This is a genomic window from Deinococcus detaillensis (genome assembly GCF_007280555.1).
GTDB classification, from domain to species: domain Bacteria; phylum Deinococcota; class Deinococci; order Deinococcales; family Deinococcaceae; genus Deinococcus; species Deinococcus detaillensis.
The window spans coordinates 60,016-80,478 of the sequence record NZ_VKDB01000014.1 but is presented as its reverse complement, the minus strand read 5'-3'; the positions used below and the strand labels follow the sequence as shown (position 1 = coordinate 80,478).

19 protein-coding genes are annotated in these 20,463 nt (G+C 61.3%); 9 read left to right on the top strand and 10 right to left on the bottom strand.

What is annotated here, in order from left to right:
- The first annotated feature begins 4 nt into the window (after positions 1 to 4).
- Positions 5 to 223: a hypothetical protein gene (locus FNU79_RS12620; protein WP_143721176.1), complete on the top strand. Its 219-nt coding sequence runs from the start codon at positions 5 to 7 to the stop codon at positions 221 to 223.
- Positions 224 to 274: 51 nt separating this feature from the next.
- Here the strand turns inward: FNU79_RS12620 and FNU79_RS12615 are convergent, their stop codons facing one another.
- Positions 275 to 1,165, bottom strand: a complete 891-nt coding sequence (locus tag FNU79_RS12615; RefSeq protein ID WP_143721175.1) for an EamA family transporter — start codon at positions 1,163 to 1,165, stop codon at positions 275 to 277.
- A 76-nt stretch (positions 1,166 to 1,241) separates the two neighbouring features.
- Here FNU79_RS12615 and FNU79_RS12610 point away from each other — a divergent pair, with 76 nt between their 5' ends.
- Entirely contained in the window at positions 1,242 to 1,580 is a 339-nt protein-coding gene (locus FNU79_RS12610) for an NAD(P)H-dependent oxidoreductase subunit E (RefSeq protein ID WP_143721174.1), read from the top strand.
- Here the strand turns inward: FNU79_RS12610 and FNU79_RS12605 are convergent.
- Positions 1,568 to 1,879, bottom strand: coding sequence for a hypothetical protein (locus FNU79_RS12605; protein WP_143721173.1), 312 nt, complete (start codon positions 1,877 to 1,879; stop codon positions 1,568 to 1,570). The two genes, FNU79_RS12610 and FNU79_RS12605, sit on opposite strands and share 13 nt — an antisense overlap.
- Positions 1,880 to 2,149: 270 nt before the next feature.
- On the opposite strand from FNU79_RS12605, the gene FNU79_RS12600 reads away from it, so the two are divergent.
- The 3 genes from FNU79_RS12600 (at position 2,150) to FNU79_RS12590 (ending at position 6,198) form a co-directional block, all read left to right on the top strand.
- A complete protein-coding gene (locus FNU79_RS12600; protein WP_143721172.1) occupies positions 2,150 to 4,489 on the top strand; it encodes a glycoside hydrolase family 15 protein in 2,340 nt (779 codons plus the stop codon).
- Between the two features lie 81 nt (positions 4,490 to 4,570).
- Positions 4,571 to 5,206, top strand: a complete 636-nt coding sequence (locus tag FNU79_RS12595) for a DUF47 domain-containing protein (RefSeq protein ID WP_143721171.1) — start codon at positions 4,571 to 4,573, stop codon at positions 5,204 to 5,206.
- Positions 5,206 to 6,198 carry an inorganic phosphate transporter gene (locus FNU79_RS12590; RefSeq protein ID WP_143721170.1) on the top strand — a complete coding sequence of 331 codons (993 nt, stop codon included), beginning with the start codon at positions 5,206 to 5,208 and terminating at the stop codon, positions 6,196 to 6,198. Before FNU79_RS12595 ends, FNU79_RS12590 begins: the two co-directional genes overlap by 1 nt.
- Before the next feature lie 69 nt (positions 6,199 to 6,267).
- On the opposite strand, the gene FNU79_RS12585 is transcribed toward FNU79_RS12590, so the two are convergent.
- From FNU79_RS12585 to aceE, 3 genes are all read right to left on the bottom strand, one after another.
- Complete coding sequence (locus FNU79_RS12585; protein WP_143721169.1) at positions 6,268 to 6,879, bottom strand: hypothetical protein; 612 nt, start codon at positions 6,877 to 6,879, stop codon at positions 6,268 to 6,270.
- 75 nt (positions 6,880 to 6,954) lie between these two features.
- Positions 6,955 to 8,748, bottom strand: a complete 1,794-nt coding sequence (gene aceF / locus FNU79_RS12580) for a dihydrolipoyllysine-residue acetyltransferase (protein ID WP_143721168.1) — start codon at positions 8,746 to 8,748, stop codon at positions 6,955 to 6,957.
- 117 nt (positions 8,749 to 8,865) lie between these two features.
- A complete protein-coding gene (gene aceE, locus FNU79_RS12575) occupies positions 8,866 to 11,568 on the bottom strand; it encodes a pyruvate dehydrogenase (acetyl-transferring), homodimeric type (protein WP_143721167.1) in 2,703 nt (900 codons plus the stop codon).
- 199 nt (positions 11,569 to 11,767) lie between these two features.
- On the opposite strand from aceE, the gene FNU79_RS12570 reads away from it, so the two are divergent.
- On the top strand, positions 11,768 to 12,667 hold the full coding sequence (locus FNU79_RS12570) for a LysR family transcriptional regulator (RefSeq protein ID WP_143721166.1): 900 nt from the start codon (positions 11,768 to 11,770) through the stop codon (positions 12,665 to 12,667).
- 4 nt (positions 12,668 to 12,671) lie between these two features.
- Here FNU79_RS12570 and FNU79_RS12565 read toward each other — a convergent pair whose 3' ends face one another.
- Entirely contained in the window at positions 12,672 to 14,159 is a 1,488-nt protein-coding gene (locus tag FNU79_RS12565; RefSeq protein ID WP_185974704.1) for a S41 family peptidase, read from the bottom strand.
- 78 nt (positions 14,160 to 14,237) lie between these two features.
- Complete coding sequence (locus FNU79_RS12560; RefSeq protein ID WP_143721164.1) at positions 14,238 to 15,329, bottom strand: hypothetical protein; 1,092 nt, start codon at positions 15,327 to 15,329, stop codon at positions 14,238 to 14,240.
- Positions 15,330 to 15,400: 71 nt separating this feature from the next.
- Between FNU79_RS12560 and FNU79_RS12555 the strand changes: the two genes are divergently transcribed.
- Positions 15,401 to 16,138, top strand: coding sequence for a queuosine precursor transporter (locus FNU79_RS12555; protein WP_143721163.1), 738 nt, complete (start codon positions 15,401 to 15,403; stop codon positions 16,136 to 16,138).
- Between the two features lie 34 nt (positions 16,139 to 16,172).
- On the opposite strand, the gene FNU79_RS12550 is transcribed toward FNU79_RS12555, so the two are convergent.
- From FNU79_RS12550 to FNU79_RS12540, 3 genes are all read right to left on the bottom strand, one after another.
- A complete protein-coding gene (locus FNU79_RS12550; RefSeq protein ID WP_143721162.1) occupies positions 16,173 to 17,147 on the bottom strand; it encodes an asparaginase in 975 nt (324 codons plus the stop codon).
- A gap of 100 nt (positions 17,148 to 17,247) precedes the next feature.
- The gene (locus FNU79_RS12545) at positions 17,248 to 18,033 is read right to left on the bottom strand and encodes a hypothetical protein (protein ID WP_185974703.1); all 786 of its coding nucleotides are present in this window, start codon (positions 18,031 to 18,033) and stop codon (positions 17,248 to 17,250) included.
- A 73-nt stretch (positions 18,034 to 18,106) separates the two neighbouring features.
- A complete protein-coding gene (locus FNU79_RS12540) occupies positions 18,107 to 18,469 on the bottom strand; it encodes a hypothetical protein (protein ID WP_143721161.1) in 363 nt (120 codons plus the stop codon).
- Here FNU79_RS12540 and FNU79_RS12535 point away from each other — a divergent pair.
- Both FNU79_RS12535 and FNU79_RS12530 read left to right on the top strand, forming a co-directional pair.
- Positions 18,468 to 19,091, top strand: a complete 624-nt coding sequence (locus FNU79_RS12535) for a DUF1349 domain-containing protein (protein ID WP_225430053.1) — start codon at positions 18,468 to 18,470, stop codon at positions 19,089 to 19,091. The genes FNU79_RS12540 and FNU79_RS12535 overlap by 2 nt on opposite strands.
- 67 nt (positions 19,092 to 19,158) lie before the next feature.
- Positions 19,159 to 20,172, top strand: coding sequence for a DUF1517 domain-containing protein (locus tag FNU79_RS12530; protein ID WP_225430052.1), 1,014 nt, complete (start codon positions 19,159 to 19,161; stop codon positions 20,170 to 20,172).
- The last annotated feature ends 291 nt before the right edge of the window (positions 20,173 to 20,463 follow it).

Below are 20,463 nucleotides of genomic sequence, written 5' to 3'. Positions count from 1 at the left end.
AGAGATGCATTTTCTGTGTGTTTCGGGTTGGCACTGGGTGGCGATAGTCATCACGGCGGTGGTGCTGTCACTGAGTTCGGGGACGGCGGACTTTTTGAGGAAGTTGCCGATTGCTCTGGTCAGTGTGGCGGCGACGTTCGTGTTGCTCACGGCGCTGGGCCGGTGGTTGCTGCGTTTCGTCCCGGAAGGCCGGTTCAAGCGCTTCTTCGTGGAGTGGCTTTAAAACTCTTCTCGCCGCGCTGCTCTCCTGCGGTTCGAGCGCGTCTAGTATGACTCAGGCCTCCACGCCCTGCACCTTCCAGCGCTCCACGATCCGGCCCCCAAAGACATGCACCAACAAGCCCACGAACACCAACACGGCCCCCAGTACCTTGAGTGGCGGAAAGGTTTCTTGAAAATACAGAGCGCTGCTGACCATTCCGAACACCGGCACCAAGAGCGACAGCGGCGCGACGCGGCTGGCTCCGTGCTGCTGAATGAGCCAATTCCAAACACCGAAGCCCAGCACCGTGTTGAAGTACCCCATGAAGGCCACCGCCGCCCAAAAGCCGAGGCTGCTCTGCGTCAGCGTGTGACCTATGCTGGCCCAGCCGCTGGTCAGGCCGGTCATCAGGGTCAGGGGAACCGGCGGAATCAGCGCCGACCACACCACCAAGCTGAGCATATTGGCTTTGCCCGCCGACTTGACCAGCACGTTGCTGATGGCCCAGCCGAGAGCGGCGACCAAGACCAGAACCAAGCCAACGATGCTGGTGTGGTGATCGGCCAGCAAACCGATGACCGCCATGCCCGTAAAGGCCAGCGCTATCCCCGCGATCTGGTTGGCGGGCAGCCGCTCGCGCCACAAGAAAGCCGCCAGCATCGCTGTAAAAAAGGCCTGCATCTGCATCAGCAAACTCGCCAGTCCAGCGCTGAGGCCGAGCTGAATAGCCAAATATAGCAGACCGAACTGCATCACGCCCACCGCGAGGCCGTAGCCCAAAAAAGTTTGCCAACGCATCTGGGGACGCGGAATAAAAAAGATGGCAGGCAGCGCGGCGAGGGCAAACCGCAAGGCGGCCACCAGCAGCGGCGGCGCTTCACTGACGCTGAGTTTGATGACGACGAAATTGACACCCCAGATAAAAGTGATCATCAGGGCGAGCAGGAGGCTACGGAGCGGCATGGACTTACTCTAGCGCCGTCACTTTGTCACAAGTCAGGGCAACGGGGAGGGCGCGAACCTGTAAGCTCAGGAGCCTATGTCTGCCCCACGCTATTTTCCCACCACCGGCCACCTGCTGATCTGTCAGAACAGCAACTGCAAAGCTCGCGGCTCCGATCTCCTTTACCGCGCTGTCTGGAACGCGCTTGAGCAAGACAAGCTCGCCTACTACAAGGCGGGCGGCAGTGTCCGTCTGACCGAATCCGGCTGCCTGGGCGGCTGCAAATCCGGGCCGGTGATGACTTGTTACCACACGAGGAATGGCGTGATGGAAGAAGCTTGGTACGCGGCGGTGGATTTCCCGCTGGCCAAACAAGTGGCGCAGGCCATTCACGACGGAGCCGAACTGCCGACTGAGCGGCGTTACGGGCCTTGAGTGGGGCGCCGATGCCATGACTGAACGAGCCAGATTAAGCTGCCGAGCAGCAGGCCCACCAACGGCACGCGCAAGTCTGAGCGCTGCCCACCAGAATAAAAGCTGTCAACCAAGAGCAAAAGCCCTGTCCAGATGACCATGAAGGCCAAATATTTCCACATGAACTGAAAATCCAACGGAGAGCGTTGTTCTGGGTGTTCTTGCTCCCAGCGCCAACGCGCTACTAGAATAAGGCCGGAGACGAGCCACAAACCCAGAAAGCCCCACCGCATGAGCGGATTCTTGGCTTCGAGTGTCATCTGCGCTCCTAGATAAAGCCAGAAGATCACGTTGAGTCCAGCCCGTCCGTACCGCCCACCGGGAAGCTGCCGCTCCGAGCTTTTGAGTGTTTCGGCGGCCACGCTGGGCATCCAAGCGGCTTTGGGTGAGGGTTGTTTGGAATCGGGATCCATATCACCTCCGAGTATGCACCGGGCGCTCAAAAAGTTGCGTGTTCGGTAGCTTTGCCCGCCGATTTCACTTCACTGTGATAACCGCGCTTGAGCTTAGAGGTCTACATTGGAGGAACCATGTCTCACCCCAGCGCCCACCCTCAGCCGCACGCCGCCGAAGCCCCCGGACGCCCCGGCCTCAAACCGTCTTGGACGAGCAGCGACAAAGACGCCGTGACCGGCGCACTCGGCGGCGGACGGGTGCGGGCCGCTGTCGGCTACGGCGTGGTCAATGAAGTTTACTGGCCGTCAAGCGGTGAGCCGCAAGTCCGCGATTTGACCTTTATCGTCAAGACCGCTGACGGCTGGGTGGACATCAAGCGTGACTGCATCTACAGCCTGACGCCCCACGAAGACGGCCCGCTGATCAGCATTGAACACCGCCTGGCACGTGACCCCGCCTTCAGCCTCAAGCTGGAAATCATGCCGTCGGTAGAAAACGACTCGCTGCTGATCCGCTATGAGTTGAGCGGCGGCACGCTCTACGCGCTGCTGGCTCCGCACTTGGCCGACTCCGGCGAAGACAACACCGCTTGGATAGAAGGCGGCGTGCTGTACGCTCAGCAAGGTGACGCTTCTCTGGCCTTTTTGGCCGATGGTGATTTCGGCAAAACCAGCGCCGGATTTGTGGGCGTCAGCGACGGTTGGCAAGACTTTAACCAGAACGGCGAAATGACCTGGCAATACGGCAAAGCCGAACACGGCAACGTGGCGCTGATGGCCGAACTGACTCAGCCGCGCGGCACGCTGGCGCTGGCCTTTGCTCATCACGCGGCGGGCGCGGCCATTCACGCCCGTAGCAGTCTCCAGCGCCCCTACGCCTTGCAGCGGGAAGAATTTTTGGCGACTTGGCAAACCTGGACTTCGCGCCTGAGGCTGCCGAGCGCGGGCGACGCCGAAACAGCCCGCGCCCGCCTGAGCGCCCAAGTCATTCGGGTGCACGAAGGCAGCGATTTTTCCGGCGCGATTGTGGCCAGCCTCAGCGTGCCGTTCGGGCAGGCCCACAGCAGTTTGGGCGGCTACCATCTGGTGTGGCCCCGCGACATGGTCGAGGCCGCCACCGCACTGTTGGCCGTTGGGCAGGTCAACGACGCGGTTCGCAGCCTCAATTATCTGCTGGCCGCGCAGTCGCCGGATGGACACTGGCCGCAAAATCTGTATCCCAACGGTGAGCCGTACTGGTCGGGCGATCAGCTCGACGAAACCGCCTTCGTGCTGATCTTGATGGCCAAGCTGCGTGACCTCGAACAAGACGACAACTTCACCCGCAGCGCTTTGGAGTGGGCGGCGCAAAGGGCAGCCGGGTATCTGGCGCGGCACGGCCCAGTCAGTCAGGAAGACCGCTGGGAGGAAAACAGCGGCGTCAGCGCCTACACCCTGGCCATCATGATCGCCGGATTGGTGGCGGCAGTGCCTTGGCTGAGCGCCGAGGAAGCCCAAACCGCTCTGGCCATCGCCGACGACTGGAACGCCCGTTTGGAAGGCTGGTGTTACGTGAGCGGGGACGACGCCCCCCTGGCCGCCAAGTACGGCGTGGACGGCTACTACATCCGCATCGCGCCGCAGGCCGCCGAGCACCCCGGCCAGCAAGACGTAACTATTGCCAACACCGCCAATATCACCGTCAAAGCGGGCGAGTTGGTCAGCTTGGATTTCGGGTATCTGGTCAGGATGGGCATGAGAAACGCCGCCGATCCGCGCATTCAAAACAGCCTCAAAGTGGTGGACGGCGAACTGCGCTGTGAGACGCCCAGCGGCCCGCTGTATTACCGCTATCAGCACGACGGCTATGGCAACACTGCTGACGGCGGCCCCTTTTTGGGCCAGAACGACGGTATTGGGCGGCCCTGGCCCTTACTCACTGGTGAGCGCGGGCATCTGGCGGTGTTGTCCGGTGGATCGGCGGATGAGTATTTGGCGGCCATGATGAAGTCCAGCGGCGACGGCGGCCTTTTTCCTGAGCAAGTCTGGGACACCGCTCCCGTCAAGCTGTTTGAGCCCGGCAAACCGGCGGGCAGCGCCATGCCGCTGGTGTGGGCGCACGCCGAGTTCATCAAGCTCTTGTGGGCGCGGCAGCACCAGCAGCCTTACGAAGCGCTGGACGCCGTGCGAGACCGCTACCTGGTCGCCACTCCCGCGCCCAAAGTCACGTTTTGGACGACCAACGCGCCGGTCTTTGAGCTGACTGCAAATCTGGACTTGTGCATTCAGGGCAACCAGCCGTTTACGCTGCACTTCGGTTTCGGGGACGCTCAGCAGTGGACGGGCGTCCAAGACCGCGAGGCCGCTCTGGACGCCTTCGGACTGTGGCAAGTCAAGTTCACGGCGCAGGAGTTGGCGGGTAAGGGAGAGCTGCACTTCACGCGGCGCTCAGGACAAAACTGGGAAAGTCAGGACTGGCGGGTCAAGCTGCCGTGAGTCCGGCCATGAAGCGCAGCGCCGCTGGCCTCATCTGATAAAAGACTGACATTTGGAGGGGCAAAACCGCTAGCTTAAGTCATGGTTTTATCACGCTTCATGCCCAAGAACGAGAAATTCGGTGAGCTGTTCGCCGCACAGGCCCAAAATGCCCAGCAGACTGCCCACGCACTGCTCACCCTGCTGTCTGCGTCCGGCGACCTCAGCGGGCATGTCACTACCCTGCGCGACTTGGAGCACGCTGGAGACAGCTTGGCGGGACAGGTCACCCAGATGCTGATCGATTCGTTTATCGTACCGTTTGACCGCGAAGACATTATTAGTTTGAACGCCGAGCTTGATGATCTGACCGACTTTATCGAAGAAGCAGGCCGCAAGCTGTGGCTTTACAAAGTTGCCCCGACAGACGCCATGCGCCGACTCGCCGAAGTGGTGGAGCGCCAGTGCGTGGTGCTGGCCAAAGCCATGCCGCTGATCGAAGACAAAAAGCGGGTGCCGGAGCTGGCCGCGCTGGCCACCGAAGTCCGCACCTTAGAAGATGACGGCGACACCATCAGCGACGCCGCGCAGGCCGCGCTGTATGACGGCGTGACGGACGTGCAGCAGATGATTCAGGCCACCAGAGCCGGGGAAATCATCTCGCTCCTCGAAGACGCCTCGGATCAGGCCCAGCGGGTTGCCAAGACGGTCGAAAACATTCTGCTCAAAAACGCTTGATGACCACCGCGCTGCTTGCTCTCGTCGGCATCATTGCCCTGGCGCTGGTCTTCGATTTCATCAACGGCTTTCACGACACCGCCAACGCCATCGCCACGTCAATTGCCACCAAAGTGCTGACGCCCGCTCAGGCGATTGCTATGGCCGCCGTGCTCAACGTCGTCGGAGCGCTGACCGGCACCGCTGTGGCCAAAACGGTTTACAAAGACATTATCGCCCCCGACGTCGCCTCGCTGACGCTGGTGGCCGCCGCGCTGGTCAGCGCCATCATCTGGAATTTGCTGACGTGGTGGAAGGGCATTCCCAGCAGCAGCAGCCACGCGCTGGTGTTTAGTTTGGTGGGCGCTGGCGTGGCGGCGGGCGGCTGGGCGGCGGTGATTCCCAAAGGCGTCAACAAAACGCTGGCGGGCCTGGTGACCTCGCCGGTTCTGGGTTTTCTGATTCCCATTTTGCTGATGTTCTTGGTGGTGTGGCTCATTGCCCGCCGGATGCGCCCCCGCACTGTCACGCGGGTGTTCGGGCGCTTGCAGATTTTGTCGGCGGCGTTTATGGCTTACAGTCACGGTGGCAACGACGCCCAAAAAACCATGGGCATCATGACGCTGGCGGTCTCGGCCTACCTCGGCACCCAACCTGACCATGTGCCGCTGTGGATTATTCTGGCGGCGGCTGCGGCCATGGGCCTCGGCACGGCGGTGGGCGGCTGGCGAATCATCAAAACCATGGGCTTTGGGGTGGTGGAACTGCGCCCGATTGACGGCTTCGTGGCCGAAATGAGCGCCGCCGCAATCATCGAGGGAGCCAGCGCTCTGGGCATTCCGGTCAGCACCACCCACGTGATTTCCACCAGCATTATGGGTGTGGGAGCCACCAAAGGCTTCAAGGCGGTGCGCTGGCAAGTCGCAGGCCGCATCGTCGCAGCTTGGGTGATTACTTTGCCGACGTGCATGGTGCTGGGGTGGGTGTGTATGAAAGTAGCGCAGGCTTTTTAGACTGATTGTCCGATAAATCAACATAAAACCCCCCGCCGAACGTTAGCGGGGGCTTAATCTTTGGACGGCTTAACGTCCGCTGGCAACCAGTTTAATACCGGGATTTTTGAGAAACTCGCCTATCCATCTATCCTCAATAGCGCGGACATTGATGGCTGGGTCAGTGGCTGACGCTTCGATTTTAACACTCAGGAACTTATCGCCTAAAGGTTTGGTTTCCCAGATCAGATCAATAGTATTTTTGCCGTTTATTTCGGTGGCTTGCCAAGTTGTCTGGATATGAGCGGGAGCGCCCTGCTGACTCAGCATTTTGAGAGAATCGCCACCGCTCTTTGGCCCTTTGGCTTTCTGAGAAGCGTAATAAGTATTATAATTGGGTGGTATAGCAGAATCTTCGTCCGTTTTCAGAAATAAATCTTGCACTGTGGTGATTCCTTTGACACCCGCTCTGGATTCATTATTTAAACCTTCATCTCCTTTTGGAAGAAGCGAGAGCAATATTATGGATTCAGTGTCACCCAACAATGCCTTATTGCTAGCTGTAAAAAGATCTGAGATAGAAGTAAATGTGGGTAAATTTGCTTCTACAACGACTTCACCCGCTATGGGCGTAGGGGCGGCGGTCAGAGTAGGAGCGCAGGAGGCGAGCAGTAAACTGGCAGCGAACCACAATTTCTTCATAATTCTTATTTTACACAAATGTTTGGTTAAAAAAAGCCCCCGCCAACTTCAGCGGGAGCCATCATTGAGCGGCTTCTACAACGAAATCAAGAACGGGTCTTCTAAGCTCTCGGCAATCGCCCGAACGAAGCGGGCCGCGTCTGCACCGTCAATCAAGCGGTGATCGTAGCTGAGCGAGAGCGGCAGCATGTTGCGCGGTTCAAACGACTCGGTCTCACGGTTCCAGACCGGCTCGAAGCCGCCACGTGAAACACCCAGAATGGCGACTTCCGGCGCGTTGACAATCGGCGTGAAGGCGTAACCGCCGATGCCGCCGAGGTTGCTGATAGTAAAGGTCGCGCCCTGCATTTCGTCGGGCTTGAGCTTGCGGTCACGGGCGCGTCCAGCCAATTCATTGAGCTCCAACACCATCTCGGTGATGCTGAGGCGATCCGCATTTTTCAGTACCGGCACCAGTAGGCCGTTGGGGGTGTCCACGGCCACGCCCAAGTTGACATAGTCCTTGTAGATGACCTGCTGATTGTCCAAGTCCAAGCTCGCGCCGAATTTGGGGAACTTACGCAGGGTGTTGGCCACCACTTTCATCAGGATGTGGGTCATGGTGAGCTTGCCGCCGGCTTTCTCTACCCTTGCGCCGAACTGCTTGCGGACTTCTTCCATGCGGGTCACGTCGGCTTTGTCAAAGTGCGTGACCATCGGAATGCTCGTCGAAGCGTTCATGCTGCGGACGGTGGCTTTGCGAATGCCCGACATGTCCTCGCGGCGCACCGTGCCCCATTTGGCAAAGTCAGGCAACTTGGTGGCGCTGGGCGCGGTGGCCGCTTGCGGAGCGGGAGCCTGAGCAGCGACAGCAGACTGAACCGGCTGGGCAACGGGTTGGGCCTGAGCAGCCTGAACGGGTGCGCCGCCTCCGCCTCCGCCCTTGGCTGCTTGCTGCACGTCCTCAGCGCTGATGCGGCCTGCCGGGCCTGCACCGTGCACCGACTTGATGTTGACGCCGAGTTCACGGGCCAAGCGGCGTACGCTGGGAGCCGCGTGAACCACCTCGCGTCCGTCAAAAGTCTGGGTGTTGTAGGTGCCGGGCGCTGGCTCCACTGAGCCGATGGCTCCGCCCGTTCTGGCGGCGGGAGGCAAGTTGGGCTGATCGGTAATGTTGTCGGCGCTCGTTTGAGTGGGCGTGGGAGCTTGCTCACTCGGAGCAGGTGCGCTTTGCGCCGGAGCAGCCGCGCTGCCCGCTCCAGTTTCACCGGCAAGGGTCAGCAGTACGCCGCCGATTTTGACCGAATCGCCCACCTTGACCGACACCGAAGCGACTTTGCCCGCCGCGCTGGACGGCACTTCCACCACCGCTTTGTCGGTTTCCAGCTCCATGATCGCCTGCCCTTCAGTAATATCGTCGCCCGCGCTGACCAGCACGCTGACGATGATGCCCTGCTCGATGTTGTCGCCCACATCCGGCAAAACCACATCTTGCCCCGCGCCGCTGCTTGCTTGGCTGGCTGGCGCGGACTGCTGGGGGGTGGGCTGCTGCACGGCGGTGGGCACGGCCACTGGAGCGGATTCCACCAGCATGGCCTCATCGCCGCCGCCTTGACTGGGAGAAGCGGCAGGAACGGCCTGAGTGGGAGTCGCGTCACCGCCTAACGTCAAAATGACGCCGCCCACCGGCACGCTGTCGCCCACCTTGACTTTAATTTCGGCCACGGTGCCGCCCGCTTCGGCGGGGACTTCCACCACGGCTTTGTCGGTTTCGATTTCAATGACGGCCTGACCCGCTTCAATGGTGTCGCCAGCTTGAACGAGAATGCTGACGACGGTGCCCTGCTCGATGTTGTCGCCCACTTCGGGGAGTTTGATTTCTGTTGGCATGGGGACTTCCTTTTGGGGTGTGGGTTGTGGGGGAAGGGCAACCGCGTAGTGTCCCTCCGCTTCTACGGGGCGCCTCCCCTTGAAGGAGAGGGGCTCATAGGAGCAGAGGGACAAGTTTTAGCGAACCACCGGAGCCAACCGCTCAGGATCAATCCCGAAGTCGCTGATGGCTTTGGCCACCACCTCGCCTTTGACCTTGCCGTCGCGCAGCAGGGCGTAGAGCGCCATCACCGTGACGTGTTTGGCGTCCACTTCAAAGAAGTCGCGCAGCTCTGCACGGGCTTCACTGCGCCCAAAGCCGTCGGTGCCCAGCGTCCACAGCTTGCGGTCGAGGTGGCCGTTGAGGCCGTCCGCGCCGAGCTTGACATAATCGCTGACCGACACCAGCACGCCGGGGGCGTTGTCTTTGCTGAGCTGCTGGGCCACGTAGCTGACTTCCTGAGTGGCGGTGGGGTGCAGCATGTTGCGGCGCTGCACGGCCAGCGCTTCTTGGTGCAGCTGCTTGTAACTCGTCACGCTCCAGATGTCGGCGGCCACGCCGTAACCTTCGAGCAATTTGACGGCTTCTTGCGCCGCGCCCATCGCCGGGCCACTGGCCAGCAGTTGGGCCCGCAATTTGGCTTTGTTCTCGGACTTCTGAAAACGGTAGAGGCCCTTGACGATGGCGTCATGCAGCCCCTCGATGTCGGGCGCGGCAGGCTGAATCTCGTTTTCGTTGTCCACCATGATGTAGTAAAAAACGTCCTCGCCGTCCACGTACATCTTTTTGATGCCGTCTTCCACGATGGCGGCCAGCTCATAGGCAAACGCCGGGTCGTACATCCGCAGGTTGGGTACCACGTAGCCTTGCAAGAGGCTGTTGCCGTCTTGGTGCTGGAGGCCTTCGCCTGCCAAAGTGGTGCGCCCAGCGGTTGCGCCGATCAGGAAGCCCTTGGCTTTTTGGTCGGCGGCGGCCCAGATCAAGTCGCCTACGCGCTGGAGGCCGAACATGCTGTAGAACACGTAAAAGGGAATGGTCGGCACACCGTGAGTGGCATATGACGTTCCCGCCGCGATCCAAGAGGCCGTCGCGCCGTCTTCGGTGATGCCTTCTTCGAGCATCTGCCCGTCTTTGGATTCCTTGTACGCCATCAGCGAGCCGCTGTCGACCGGCTTGTAGGTCTGCCCACGCGGCGAGTAGATGCCGATGCGCGGCACCAGCGCGTCCATCCCGAAGGTGCGGGCTTCATCCGGCACAATCGGCACGATCAGTTTGCCCAGTTCTTTGTCGCGCAGCAATTTGCTGATGACTTGCACCAGTGCCATGGTGGTGCTGACCTCGCGTTCGCCGCTGCCCTTGGTGAACTCCTGATAAAAGTCCTGTCCCGGCACCTCGGGCATCTGGTACTCGACGTGGCGAGCCGGAATTTGCCCGCCCAGCGCGGCGCGGCGCTCCAAGATGTACTTGACCTCCGGTGAATTAGGGCCGGGGGTGTAGTAGTCCAGGTGCTCGACCTGATCGTCGGTGAGCGGCAATTTGAGGGTGTCGCGCAGCGTTTTGAGCGCCCCGAAGTCCAGCTTCTTGACGTTGTGGGCGACGTTGCGGGCCATGGCGCTCTCGCCCAGCGCGTACCCCTTGATGGTGCGGGCAATGATGACGGTGGGGCTGCCCTTGTGCTGAATGGCCGACGAATACGCCGCGTAGACTTTGTTGACGTCGTGCCCGCCACGGTTGAGCAGCTCCAGGTCGGCGTCGCTCCAGCCCTCGATCAGGGCTTTGAGTTCGGGGGTGTTGAAGAAATTCTCGCGCAGTTCCTTGCCGCCGAAGGCCGCGTAGCGCTGCGACTCGCCGTCGACCAGCAGCTCGAAGCGCTTGACGATGGTGCCGTTGTAGTCCTTGCTGAGCAGCTCGTCCCACTTGCCGTCCCAGACGACTTTGATGACGTTCCAGCCCGCGCCCCGGAACAGCGCCTCGAACTCCTGAATGACTTTGGAGTTGGCCCGCACTGGGCCGTCGAGGCGCTGCAAGTTGGCGTTGAGCACGAAGATCAGGTTGTCGAGGTTCTCGTAAGCGGCAAATCTCAGCGCCCCGATGCTCTGCGGCTCGTCCATTTCGCCGTCGCCCAAAAAGGCCCAGACTTTGGCGTCGCCGGCGGGCTTGAGCTTGCGGTTTTCCAGGTATTTAATGAAGCGGGCCTGATAAATTGCCTGAATCGGCCCGAGGCCCATGCTGACCGTCGGAAATTCCCAGTAGTCGGGCATCAGCCACGGGTGCGGGTAGCTGGAAAGGCCGGGGCCTTCTTTGCTCAGCTCGCGTCGAAAGCGGTTGAGGTGGCCCTCGTCAAAACGGCCCTCCAAAAAGCTGCGGCTGTAGATACCCGGTGAAGTATGGCCCTGATAAAACAGCAGGTCACGGTCCTGGCCTGCGCCGTGGCCCCTGAAGAAGTGATTGAAACCGACTTCCAATAGCTCGGCGGTGCTGGCATAACTGGCCAAGTGCCCGCCGATGCCCTCGCTGTTTTTGTTGGCCTTGACCACCATCGCCACCGCGTTCCAGCGGATGATGTTGCGGATTTTGAGTTCCAAGGCAATGTCACCCGGATAAACCGGCTGATGCTCGGTGCCGATGGTGTTGAGGTAAGGGGTGTTTTGCTTGAACTGAATCGGTGCGCCGTGAAAGTAAGCGTAGTAATCCAAGTCTTCAAGGAGTTGTGCGGCCCGCTCGTTGCCAGCGTTGGCCATCACGAAGGCCAGTGAGTCGAGCCACTCCTGCTTTTCAATTTCATTGAGGTTGTCGCGCTCGGTGGCGGGCAGTTTGGCTCGGGGGTGAGGCTGGGTCATGCGTACTTCCTCCAAAATGGGCGAGAGACGGCGATATTGGCTTTCGATCGCCTCCCAGTCTAGTGCTCCGTATTGCCGCCTGCCAACACTACCAAAAGCCTTCATTCACCAAATTGAGTGGTGAAAGGAGCCGAGAGGGGTAAGATGAAGCGGGCGGAGCCGCTGCTCCTAACGGCAAACGCCCAAATAGGAGACCTTCATGGAACTGCGCCACCTGCGCCACTTCGTCGCCCTCGCTGAAGAGCAGCACTTTGGCCGCGCCGCCGAGCGGGTCTACGTGGTGCAGCAAGCGCTTTCCAATTCCATCAAGAATTTAGAAGACGAAGTGGGTGTGCCGCTGGTGCTGCGAACCACCCGCAAAGTGCAGCTCACCCCCGCCGGGAAAGAGTTTTTGGAAGCGGCGCGGGCCACCTTAGGCGAGGCCGACAAAGTGATCGAACGCGCCCGGCGGGCGGCGCGGGGCGAAGTCGGGCGGCTGACGCTGGGCTTTGTGTCGGGCTTGGTGTTCGGCGGCTTGCCGGAAGTGGTGCGAACCTTCCGGCAGCGCTACCCGAATGTCAGCGTAGAGCTGCGCGAACTCACCGCCCAGGAACAAGAAGAAGGCCTGCGCAGCAGCCAGCTCGACATCGGACTGATGCTGCTGCCGGTGCGCGATCCCAGTTTCGTGGCCGAAGCGCTGTGGCGGCAAGACTTGGTGGTGGCGCTGCCGAGCTCGCACCCGCTGGCGCAGCGAGAACGTCTGAACATCAGCGATTTCAAAGACGAGCCGTTCGTGTTTTTTCCGCGCCAGATCCGCGCGACGTATTACGACCAGGTCATGCGCTGGTGCGCTGCGGCGGGCTACACCCCGCGCATCGTGCAGGAAGCCATCGAAGTGCCCACCTTGCTGTCTTTGGTGGCGGCGGGCATCGGGGTGTTTTTGCCGATCCGGTTTTTTCAGCGCGTTTCGCTGCCCGGCGTCACCTACCGGATCATTGAGGGCGCTCCGGTGGTGGACATCGTGGCGGTGTGGCGCAGGCAAGAAGGCAACCCGGTGGTGCGGGCCTTTTTGACCGTGGCGCGGGAAGTCTTGGCCGTGGAGCGAATCGGAGAGGAATGAAGTGTTACTGAACTTTATTCAAAGCCGCTTCCAGCGGTAAATCATCCCCGTGAGCCAGCGCTTTCAGATCATCGCTCACCGCCACATTCGGCGCGACTTTGGCGGTCAAATACTGGCCGTCCAAGGCGCGGCTGCGGGCAATGGTGACGCTCAGCCCCCGGTTGCCGGAACCGAGGTCACTGATGGTGGTGGCGGTGTTGCCCACGCCCACCGTGACTTCACCAAAAGCGCTCGCTCCCGCTTTTTGCAGCGTCTCGGTGACGACCTCGCTGGCGCTGGCACTGTCGGCGTTGACCAGCGTGGCCAGCTTGCCGGTCCACAGAGCCGGATTTTGGATGGTCGTCAGCGTTTCGGTGTTCTTCAAGCACACCCCGCGCCCCGCGACCTGACCACTCCGGGCGTTGTAAAAAAAGGTCAAGTCCTGCGCGTCGATGAACTCCAAGGTTTGCCCTGCCAGTTTCGGCGCAAAAGCGGCACTGACGCCGGTGGCCTCGCTGACCAAGCCGCCCCGGTTGCCGCGCAAATCGAGAATCAGGCTCTTCGCTCCGGCATTTTGGGCGGCCCGCACCAAGTCGTGCACCCGCTGGGCGGTGCCTGCGGTGGCAAAGGAGGGCAGCCGCAGCAAGTAGGTGCTGCCCAGCATTCGGCCTGAGGGTACGGAGCTGCTGGAAACGATACTCGGCGTTACGGCGATGCTCAGGGGGGTGGCCCCGCGCCGAATACCCAGCGTGACGCTGCCGCCCCGGGTGATGGCTGCCGCGAGAACGCTTGAATACTGGCTGGCTGCCGCATTGTCGTCGCTGCTGCTGCGCGTCAGGGCTACGCCGTTCACGCTCAAAATGGTGTCGCCGCGTTGTAATCCGGCGGCGGCGGCAGGGGTGCCCGCGTCAATGTCAATCAGCACCGCGCCGTCTTCACCCGGCACCGCTGCAAACCGGAAGCCGAACTTGGGCGTAGGGGTGGGCGAGCCGCTGCCCTGATTTTTGAAGGCTTGGTAGCTGGCCGGGCTCAGGTAAAAGGTGTGGTCGTCGTTGACGGCCGAAATGTACTGCGCCATCAGGGGATCGGCGGCGCTGGGGACGGCCTGTTGTAAATTGCCGAAGGTTTTGCGCAAATTGGCTTCCCACGTTTCGTGAAGCGCTTGCAAATCCACTGCACTGAAGCCGTAATACTTGGCATTGATGAGCGTGCGGGTATCCAGCAGCAGCCCGGCCAAGGTGCTGGCGCTGGCCTGCGTCCTTAATGTGGGCCAGAGGTTGGCGTAACTCAGTTTGGCGAGGTCGCCGCCCGCCACCTGTGAGGCGAGGCTCTGCACGGCACAGTTGGGCGCGGCGGGCCGGGTTGCCCGCGCCACCGTCGGCACGTCGTCGCCGCTGGCAACCGGTGGGGAAGTGGTTTTTCCGGTAGGGGGGGTCGGCGTGGTGGTGGAAGTGCAGGCGCTGAGAAGACTCAGAGAAAGCAGCAAAAAAGCGGGCAGAGGCCGGTGAATCATGGCTGCTATTGTGCCGCATCGGGGGTGTCCGAGTGGCTCAGATTTGGAGAAGACGCCTCCCATTCCACTCCACCGAACTCACCGCCCGTTCCAATCGTCTGATTTGGAGAGTGTGATCGAAGTCTTCCACGGATCAATCCCCTCGTTCATTGGCAGAGAAGCGGCGCTGCGCTCGCCGCCCAGCCGCGCCGCGTCGAGGAGGGCCGCCGCGTTCAGCGCAAACCCGCGTGACCAAGCCGTGAGAGCAATCAAGAACCCGTACAGCACGGCGCTCAGCAGCAGCAGCACGGCTACGCCGCCGAACGCGCTCTTAAATGTGGCTGGGTCGACGCCGAAGCTGGCGTCTTGCGCGAACATTTTGGGGAGAGTGCCGAGAGCAGCCACCAGCAAGGTGAAGAACGCCAAAGCGGTCAGCCCCAGCGCCAAAACCACGATGGTAAAGATCAGCCAGCCGCCCGCCGCGCTGGCCACCGGCGTGACCGGCTGCCGACTGCCGCCCGCGTGGAGCGCCACTGCCGCGAAAAAGCGCTTGATGCTGGCCAGCACCAGCCAAGTCAGCACGACGGTGGGCAGCGCCTGAAGCACGCCGCTGATGGCCACCACGCTCAGCTCGGCGCTCCCCAAGGTTTTGGTGGTGGCCGGATCGAGCTTTGCCGCCCACCCTATGAAAAAAGGCACGAGGGACACGCTCAAAATGGCTGAAATCAGTGTCCACCACTGCCAAGCGCTCAGCCATTTGTTGAAGCGCCGGGCGTCACTGGCGGCGGAGCCTGTTTGGCCACTCAGCGCGTAAGTCTGCACGCTGGCAATGGCCCGCCGGGCCGCCAGAAGCGCCAGCACATACAACACGAAAAAGGCGGCAGACACCAAGACACTGCCGCCCAAAATCCAATTGATGAAGCTTTTGAGGCTGCCTGGGTCTGGTTCGAGTTCTTTCCAGAACGGGCCAGAAAATCCCCAGAAAATGCCGAGAATGCCCAGCGAAAGCACGCCGATCAGAATGTACAGCCCAATCAAAACGCCCAGCGTGGTGCGAATGCGTTGGCCGCGTGTCAGGAGGGAGTGGCGAGCCAGATCAGCAGAAAAGGAAAGGGGAGGCGCGGTCATGGCTTTTATGTTGACATGCCGGCGCAGCGAGTGGTCAGCGCTCGGCAAAGCGGAACTGGTCAAGCCTCAACTGGCCCGCTACACTGCGCCTTGGCGCTCGCCTTTTTGCGAGTTTGCCGCACGAGGAGGGCCGCATGTCCAGCGACCAGAAGTTGAGTGAGCCAGTTTCGAATGCACAACCGACCCGTTTTAAGTATTTTGATCTCATTTTGGCGCTGTTCGCGGTGGTGCTGATTGTTTCCAACTTGGCCAGCACCAAAACCGCCACCGTCAATCTGGGCTTTTGGCAACCGGCTTTTGATGGCGGCACCATTTTGTTTCCGCTGACCTACATTTTCGGCGATCTGCTCACCGAAGTGTACGGCTACGCCCGCTCGCGCCGCGTGATCTGGTTTGGGCTGGCCATGAATATGCTGGCGACCCTCACCTTTGCGCTGGTGGCGTCCCTGTCCGAGAGCGTGGACAGCCCGACCAAAGGCGCATTCGGCGTGGTGTTTGCCTTCGCGCCGCGCATTTTGCTGGCCTCTACCTTGGCTTTTTTTGTGGGCGAGTTTCTCAATTCGTATGTTCTGGCCCGCCTCAAACTGCTGACGGGCGGGCGCTGGCTGTGGACGCGCACCATCGGCAGCACCTTGGTGGGGCAGGGGGCCGACACGCTGGTGTTCAGCTTGGTGGCCTTCTGGGGCGTGCTGCCCAGCGACGTGCTGTGGGGCTTGGTGCTGTTCAATTATCTCTACAAAGTCGGCCTGGAAGTGGTGCTGACGCCGGTCACCTACGCCGTCGTCTCTTTCCTCAAGCGGGCCGAGGGCGTGGACGTGTTTGACCGCCACACCAATTTCAGTCCGTTTAAGTGGGGCAAGAGCGGCTCGTAGTGCGGGGAAGGGGGAAGTGGCTTTGAAACGCCCCTCAAAATCGCCCGAACACCTCCGCGATTTCATCTCGCCCCAGTCCCATGCCCAGCAGCACCACCAACAAAATGCGGGCTTTGTGGGCGTTCAGAAAACTGGCGGGAATCGCTCCGGCCCGCAGCAAGCTGGCTCCGCCGCCCGCGTAACCGTAGATCGGCAGCACTGGCCCGGCGTGGGTGCGGGTGGCGATGATGACGGGCTTTTGCGTCTGGGCGCAGGTTTGCTCGATTAAAGGCAGCAACTCGGCAGGCAAATTGCCGGTGCCCAGCGCAGCGATCACCAAGCCGTCGGCCCGCTCGGCGGCCTGTGCATAGCCCTCGCCCCGCCACCCGGCGTAGGCGTACAGCACTTCCACGCGGGCGTCCACCCGGCTTGGGCGGTAAAGCGGACGCGGCTCGGGGCGAGCAAAATAATGCAGCGCCGCTCCGACTGGCCCGTGGTCTATGCGCCCAATTGGGCCGGGATACCCTCCGAAAGCGTCCACCGCCGTGGTATGCACTTTGGTGACGGTTCGGGCGTCAAAAATGTCGCCGCCGAACACCACCAGCGGGCCGCGCCCCCGCGTCTGGGGGCTGAGGGCCACCTGCGCCGCGTCATATAAATTGCCGGGGCCGTCCCAGCTCAGCTCCTCGGCGTGGCGCATACTGCCGGTCAGTACCACGCCAGCCGGTGTGCCGAGCGTCAGGTGCAAGAAGAAGGCGGTTTCTTCCAGCGTGTCGGTGCCGTGGGTCACGACCAGGCCGCCGTAATCGGGCGCGAGGTCTTCGATCAAGCCGCGCAGCGTTTCCATATGGGCGGGCGTGATATGCGGGCTGGGCAAGTTGAAGGCCTGCACGTCGTCCACGCGGATCTGTGGCGAAATCGGCGTTTGCGGCGCTTGCTGCGGAGTCAGGCCCGCGCCGCTGGGATCGGGGCGGCTGGCAATCGTGCCGCCGGTGTGAATGACGGCCAAGCGGGAGGAGGGGAGCGACATGCCGGCCAGTCTAATGGACTTGGCTTGAGCGGTGAGAAAGCAAGGCGAAAGGAGCCTAAGCAACAGGCTCCTTTCGTCTGAACAGCTCTTTTACAACGTTTTAGTTTTTGCGGGTTTGGTCTTTGACATCCTCTTTGACGTCTTGCGCTTTGTCTTTGGTGGCCTGAGCCAAGTTCTGGATGTTGGCGCGAATGTCCTTGCCAGTGTCGTGAGCTTCCGTTTTGACGTCAGCCTTCACGTCTTGCACTTTGTCTTTGGCATCGGCGTTGAGCTGTTGGGCGGTGTTCTTGGCATCTTCGGCGGCATTTTGCGCCGTCGTCTTGGTGGCGTCGGCGGCCGCTTTCACCTCTCGCTTGAGGTCTTGGGCTTTGTCCTGCGCCGTATCTTGAGCGCCGCTGACGGCTTTTTGGGCGTTGTCTTTCACTTCATTGGCTTTGTCAGCCACCGCTTTGCCCGCGTCCTGAGCAGCGGCTTTAACCTGCGGCGCGACACTCTGGGCGCTGTCTTTAACCTGTGCGCCAAGGTCTTGCGCGGCGTCACGGGTTTTGGCGGCGGCGTCTTGGACAGCTTTGGAGACGTCTTGCAGAGCGTCTTTAGCGGCTTCCTTGCCTTCTTCAGTGCTGCGCTGGGCAGCGTCTTTGACGTCGGCGGCTTTGTCGGCGATCGTGGCTCCGGCGTCTTTGGCCGCTTCTTTGACTTGCTCAAAGCCTTTAGAGGCGCTGCTGGCCACGTCGCTGGCGGCGTCTTTAATGCCGAGCTCGGCCAGCTTGTTGTCGAGCGCCTTGCGGTTTTGTTCGCGGCTGAGATAGTACACGCCTGCGCCGATCAGTGCGCCGAGCAAAATAAAACGTTTGACGGGAAAGCGGTGTTGGTTACGTTGAGACATAACCTACCTTAGCGCCGATTTCTCATCTTGTGGATGAGCGGGCGTTCAGGCGGACTTGACGTAGCGTTGACCTTTACTCGTGGCTGTCTGGACTCAGCAGGCCGATGCGCCGAGCCAAGCTTTCGTTGAAAATCCACTCCTCACCCGCGCCGAGCCGCAGCAGCAAGTTTCCCCGGTCAAGGTAAAAAGCCCGAATTTTGGCCCACGCCTCGTCCTCGTCAGCGGCCTGCTCGTCTATATCTTCCAGCGTGCCCCACAGGTCGCCGTCAAACTCCACACTTTGCAGCGCTTCGGCGTGGCCGCTGAGGATATAAGCGTCCACTTTTTCACTGCGCGGATAAACCTCGCCTTCTTGGCGCAGCTCCAAGCGGTCGTCTCGTTCATACAAACCCTCCAGCAAGGCGCTGAAGGCTTCCGGCGTCAATTCTCGTTCCATGCCCGTAGTCTACCCGCCGTGTATGCTGGCCGCACCGATGACCGATTGGCAAACACTGACTTGGCTCAACCCGCCGCCGCGCTCACACCTAGAGAACACTCAACTTGAGGTCGAAACCGCCCCCGACACCGACTTTTGGCGGCAGACCCATTACGGCTTCACCCATGACAACGGCCACTTTTTTGCTCTGCCTGCGCCGCAGGAATTCAGCGTGCAGGTGCGGGTGCGCGGTCAGTATCAAGCGCTGTACGACCAAGCGGGTTTGATGCTGCGTGCCAATGAGCGCGAGTGGATCAAGGCGGGCGTAGAATTTGTCGGCCAGCAGCAGCTCAGCGCCGTGGTCACGCACAGCTTCAGCGATTGGAGCGTGCGCCCGGTAGGCATGCCTGACTTTTTTGATCTCAAGCTGACCCGGCGGGGCGACGCGGTGAGCGTGCAAAGCCGCTGCTTTTACACTGAAGAAGCACGGGAAACCGAGTGGTCGCTCCTGCGTTTGGCTTACTTTCCACCGGAACTCGCCGCAAAGGTGGGTGTCTACGCTTGCTCGCCCCAGCGCGGCGGCTTTACCGTGACCTTCAGCAAGTTCGAGCTGGGGCCAGCCGAAAGCGGGGCGCTGTACTGACCCTGTTATTGACCGTTTCCTGGCCTTCACGTCTCACCCTGCCCCAACTCGCTCTAAACTGTTGGCTATGCCCAATTCCGCTTCGATGTTTTCTGCTTTTGCTGCGTATCTCCACCACTGGCAACGCCTGCTCAAAGTCACGCTGCTGCTCGGTCTGCTCGCTTTGGGCGGCCTCGCTTGGGCCCAGTCCGGCGGCGGTTTCGGGGGGCGCTCCAGCGGCGGCGGCGGCGGTTCGTCCAGTGGCGGCAGTTTTGGCGGCGGCTCCAGTCGGGGCGGCGGCGGTTATTCAGGCGGCGGGTACAGCGGCGGCGGTTACCGTGGGCCGGTCATCATCAACAACGGCGGCTACGGTGGGGGATACGGCGGCGGTTACGGCGGTGGCAGCGGCCTGAGCTTGCTTCCCATTTTGCTGATCGGCGGCATTGTTTTGGTGGTGTTTTTGGTGATGCGCCGCAGCGCAGCTTCGGGGCGCGGAGTGATGGGCGGCGGCTTGCTGGGCAGCATGAGCGGCAACGCCCAGACGGTGATGGTGCAAGTCGTCATGACCGAGGGCGACGATGTCAAACGCGCCCTGCAAGCGGTGGCCCAGAGCGGCGATCCCGATACCGACGCCGGGCTGACCCAGATGCTTCAGGAAGCGGCTCTGGTGGTCCTCAGACACCCCGAGCGCTGGACTTACGGCGACGTGCAGCGTGCTCAGGGCAGTGCCAGCAGCGCCGACGCTCAACTCGGCGCGTGGGCGACCCAAGCCCGCGCCGCCTTCACCGATCAGACCACCAGCAATTACCAAAACAAAGACCCGCGCACCGGCTACCAGCACCAAGCCGACTACACTTTCAAAAAAGACGTGGGCGAATTGTACTTGGTCGTGACGCTGGGCGTGGCGGCGCAGAGCTTGGCGCAGTTGCCGCCCGCCGGAGCCACCGACGCGGCTGAAGTCCGGGCAGCTTTGCAGGCCATTTCTGCCGTCAATCCCGGCGACTTGATCCGCGCCGAAGTCATCTGGAGTCCCGACGCCGAGGGCGAATTTTTGACTGAAGACGAAGCGATCATGAAGTATCCGCAGGCCAAGAAGCTGTGAGCGTGTTGCTCTGTTTGGCCCTGCCTGCCTTGACCGTGACCTGACCTTGACTAGATTTTTGTTGACGCCGCCTCTCCCCAGCGCGTACCCTGATGAGCATGTACGCAGGCGCAGCTAACATTGTGGTAGTACTTCTTGGCTCCGGGGGTTGTCGGCGCTAAGTCCTGCGTGACGCTAGAAGCCCCCGCCCCACACCCAGGGCGGGGGATTTTTTGGATAGGGGACAGGTAGGACGAGGAGAAGGGCGCATGACCCAGCCGGACGCAGATCGACCAGAGCAGCACCCAGAGC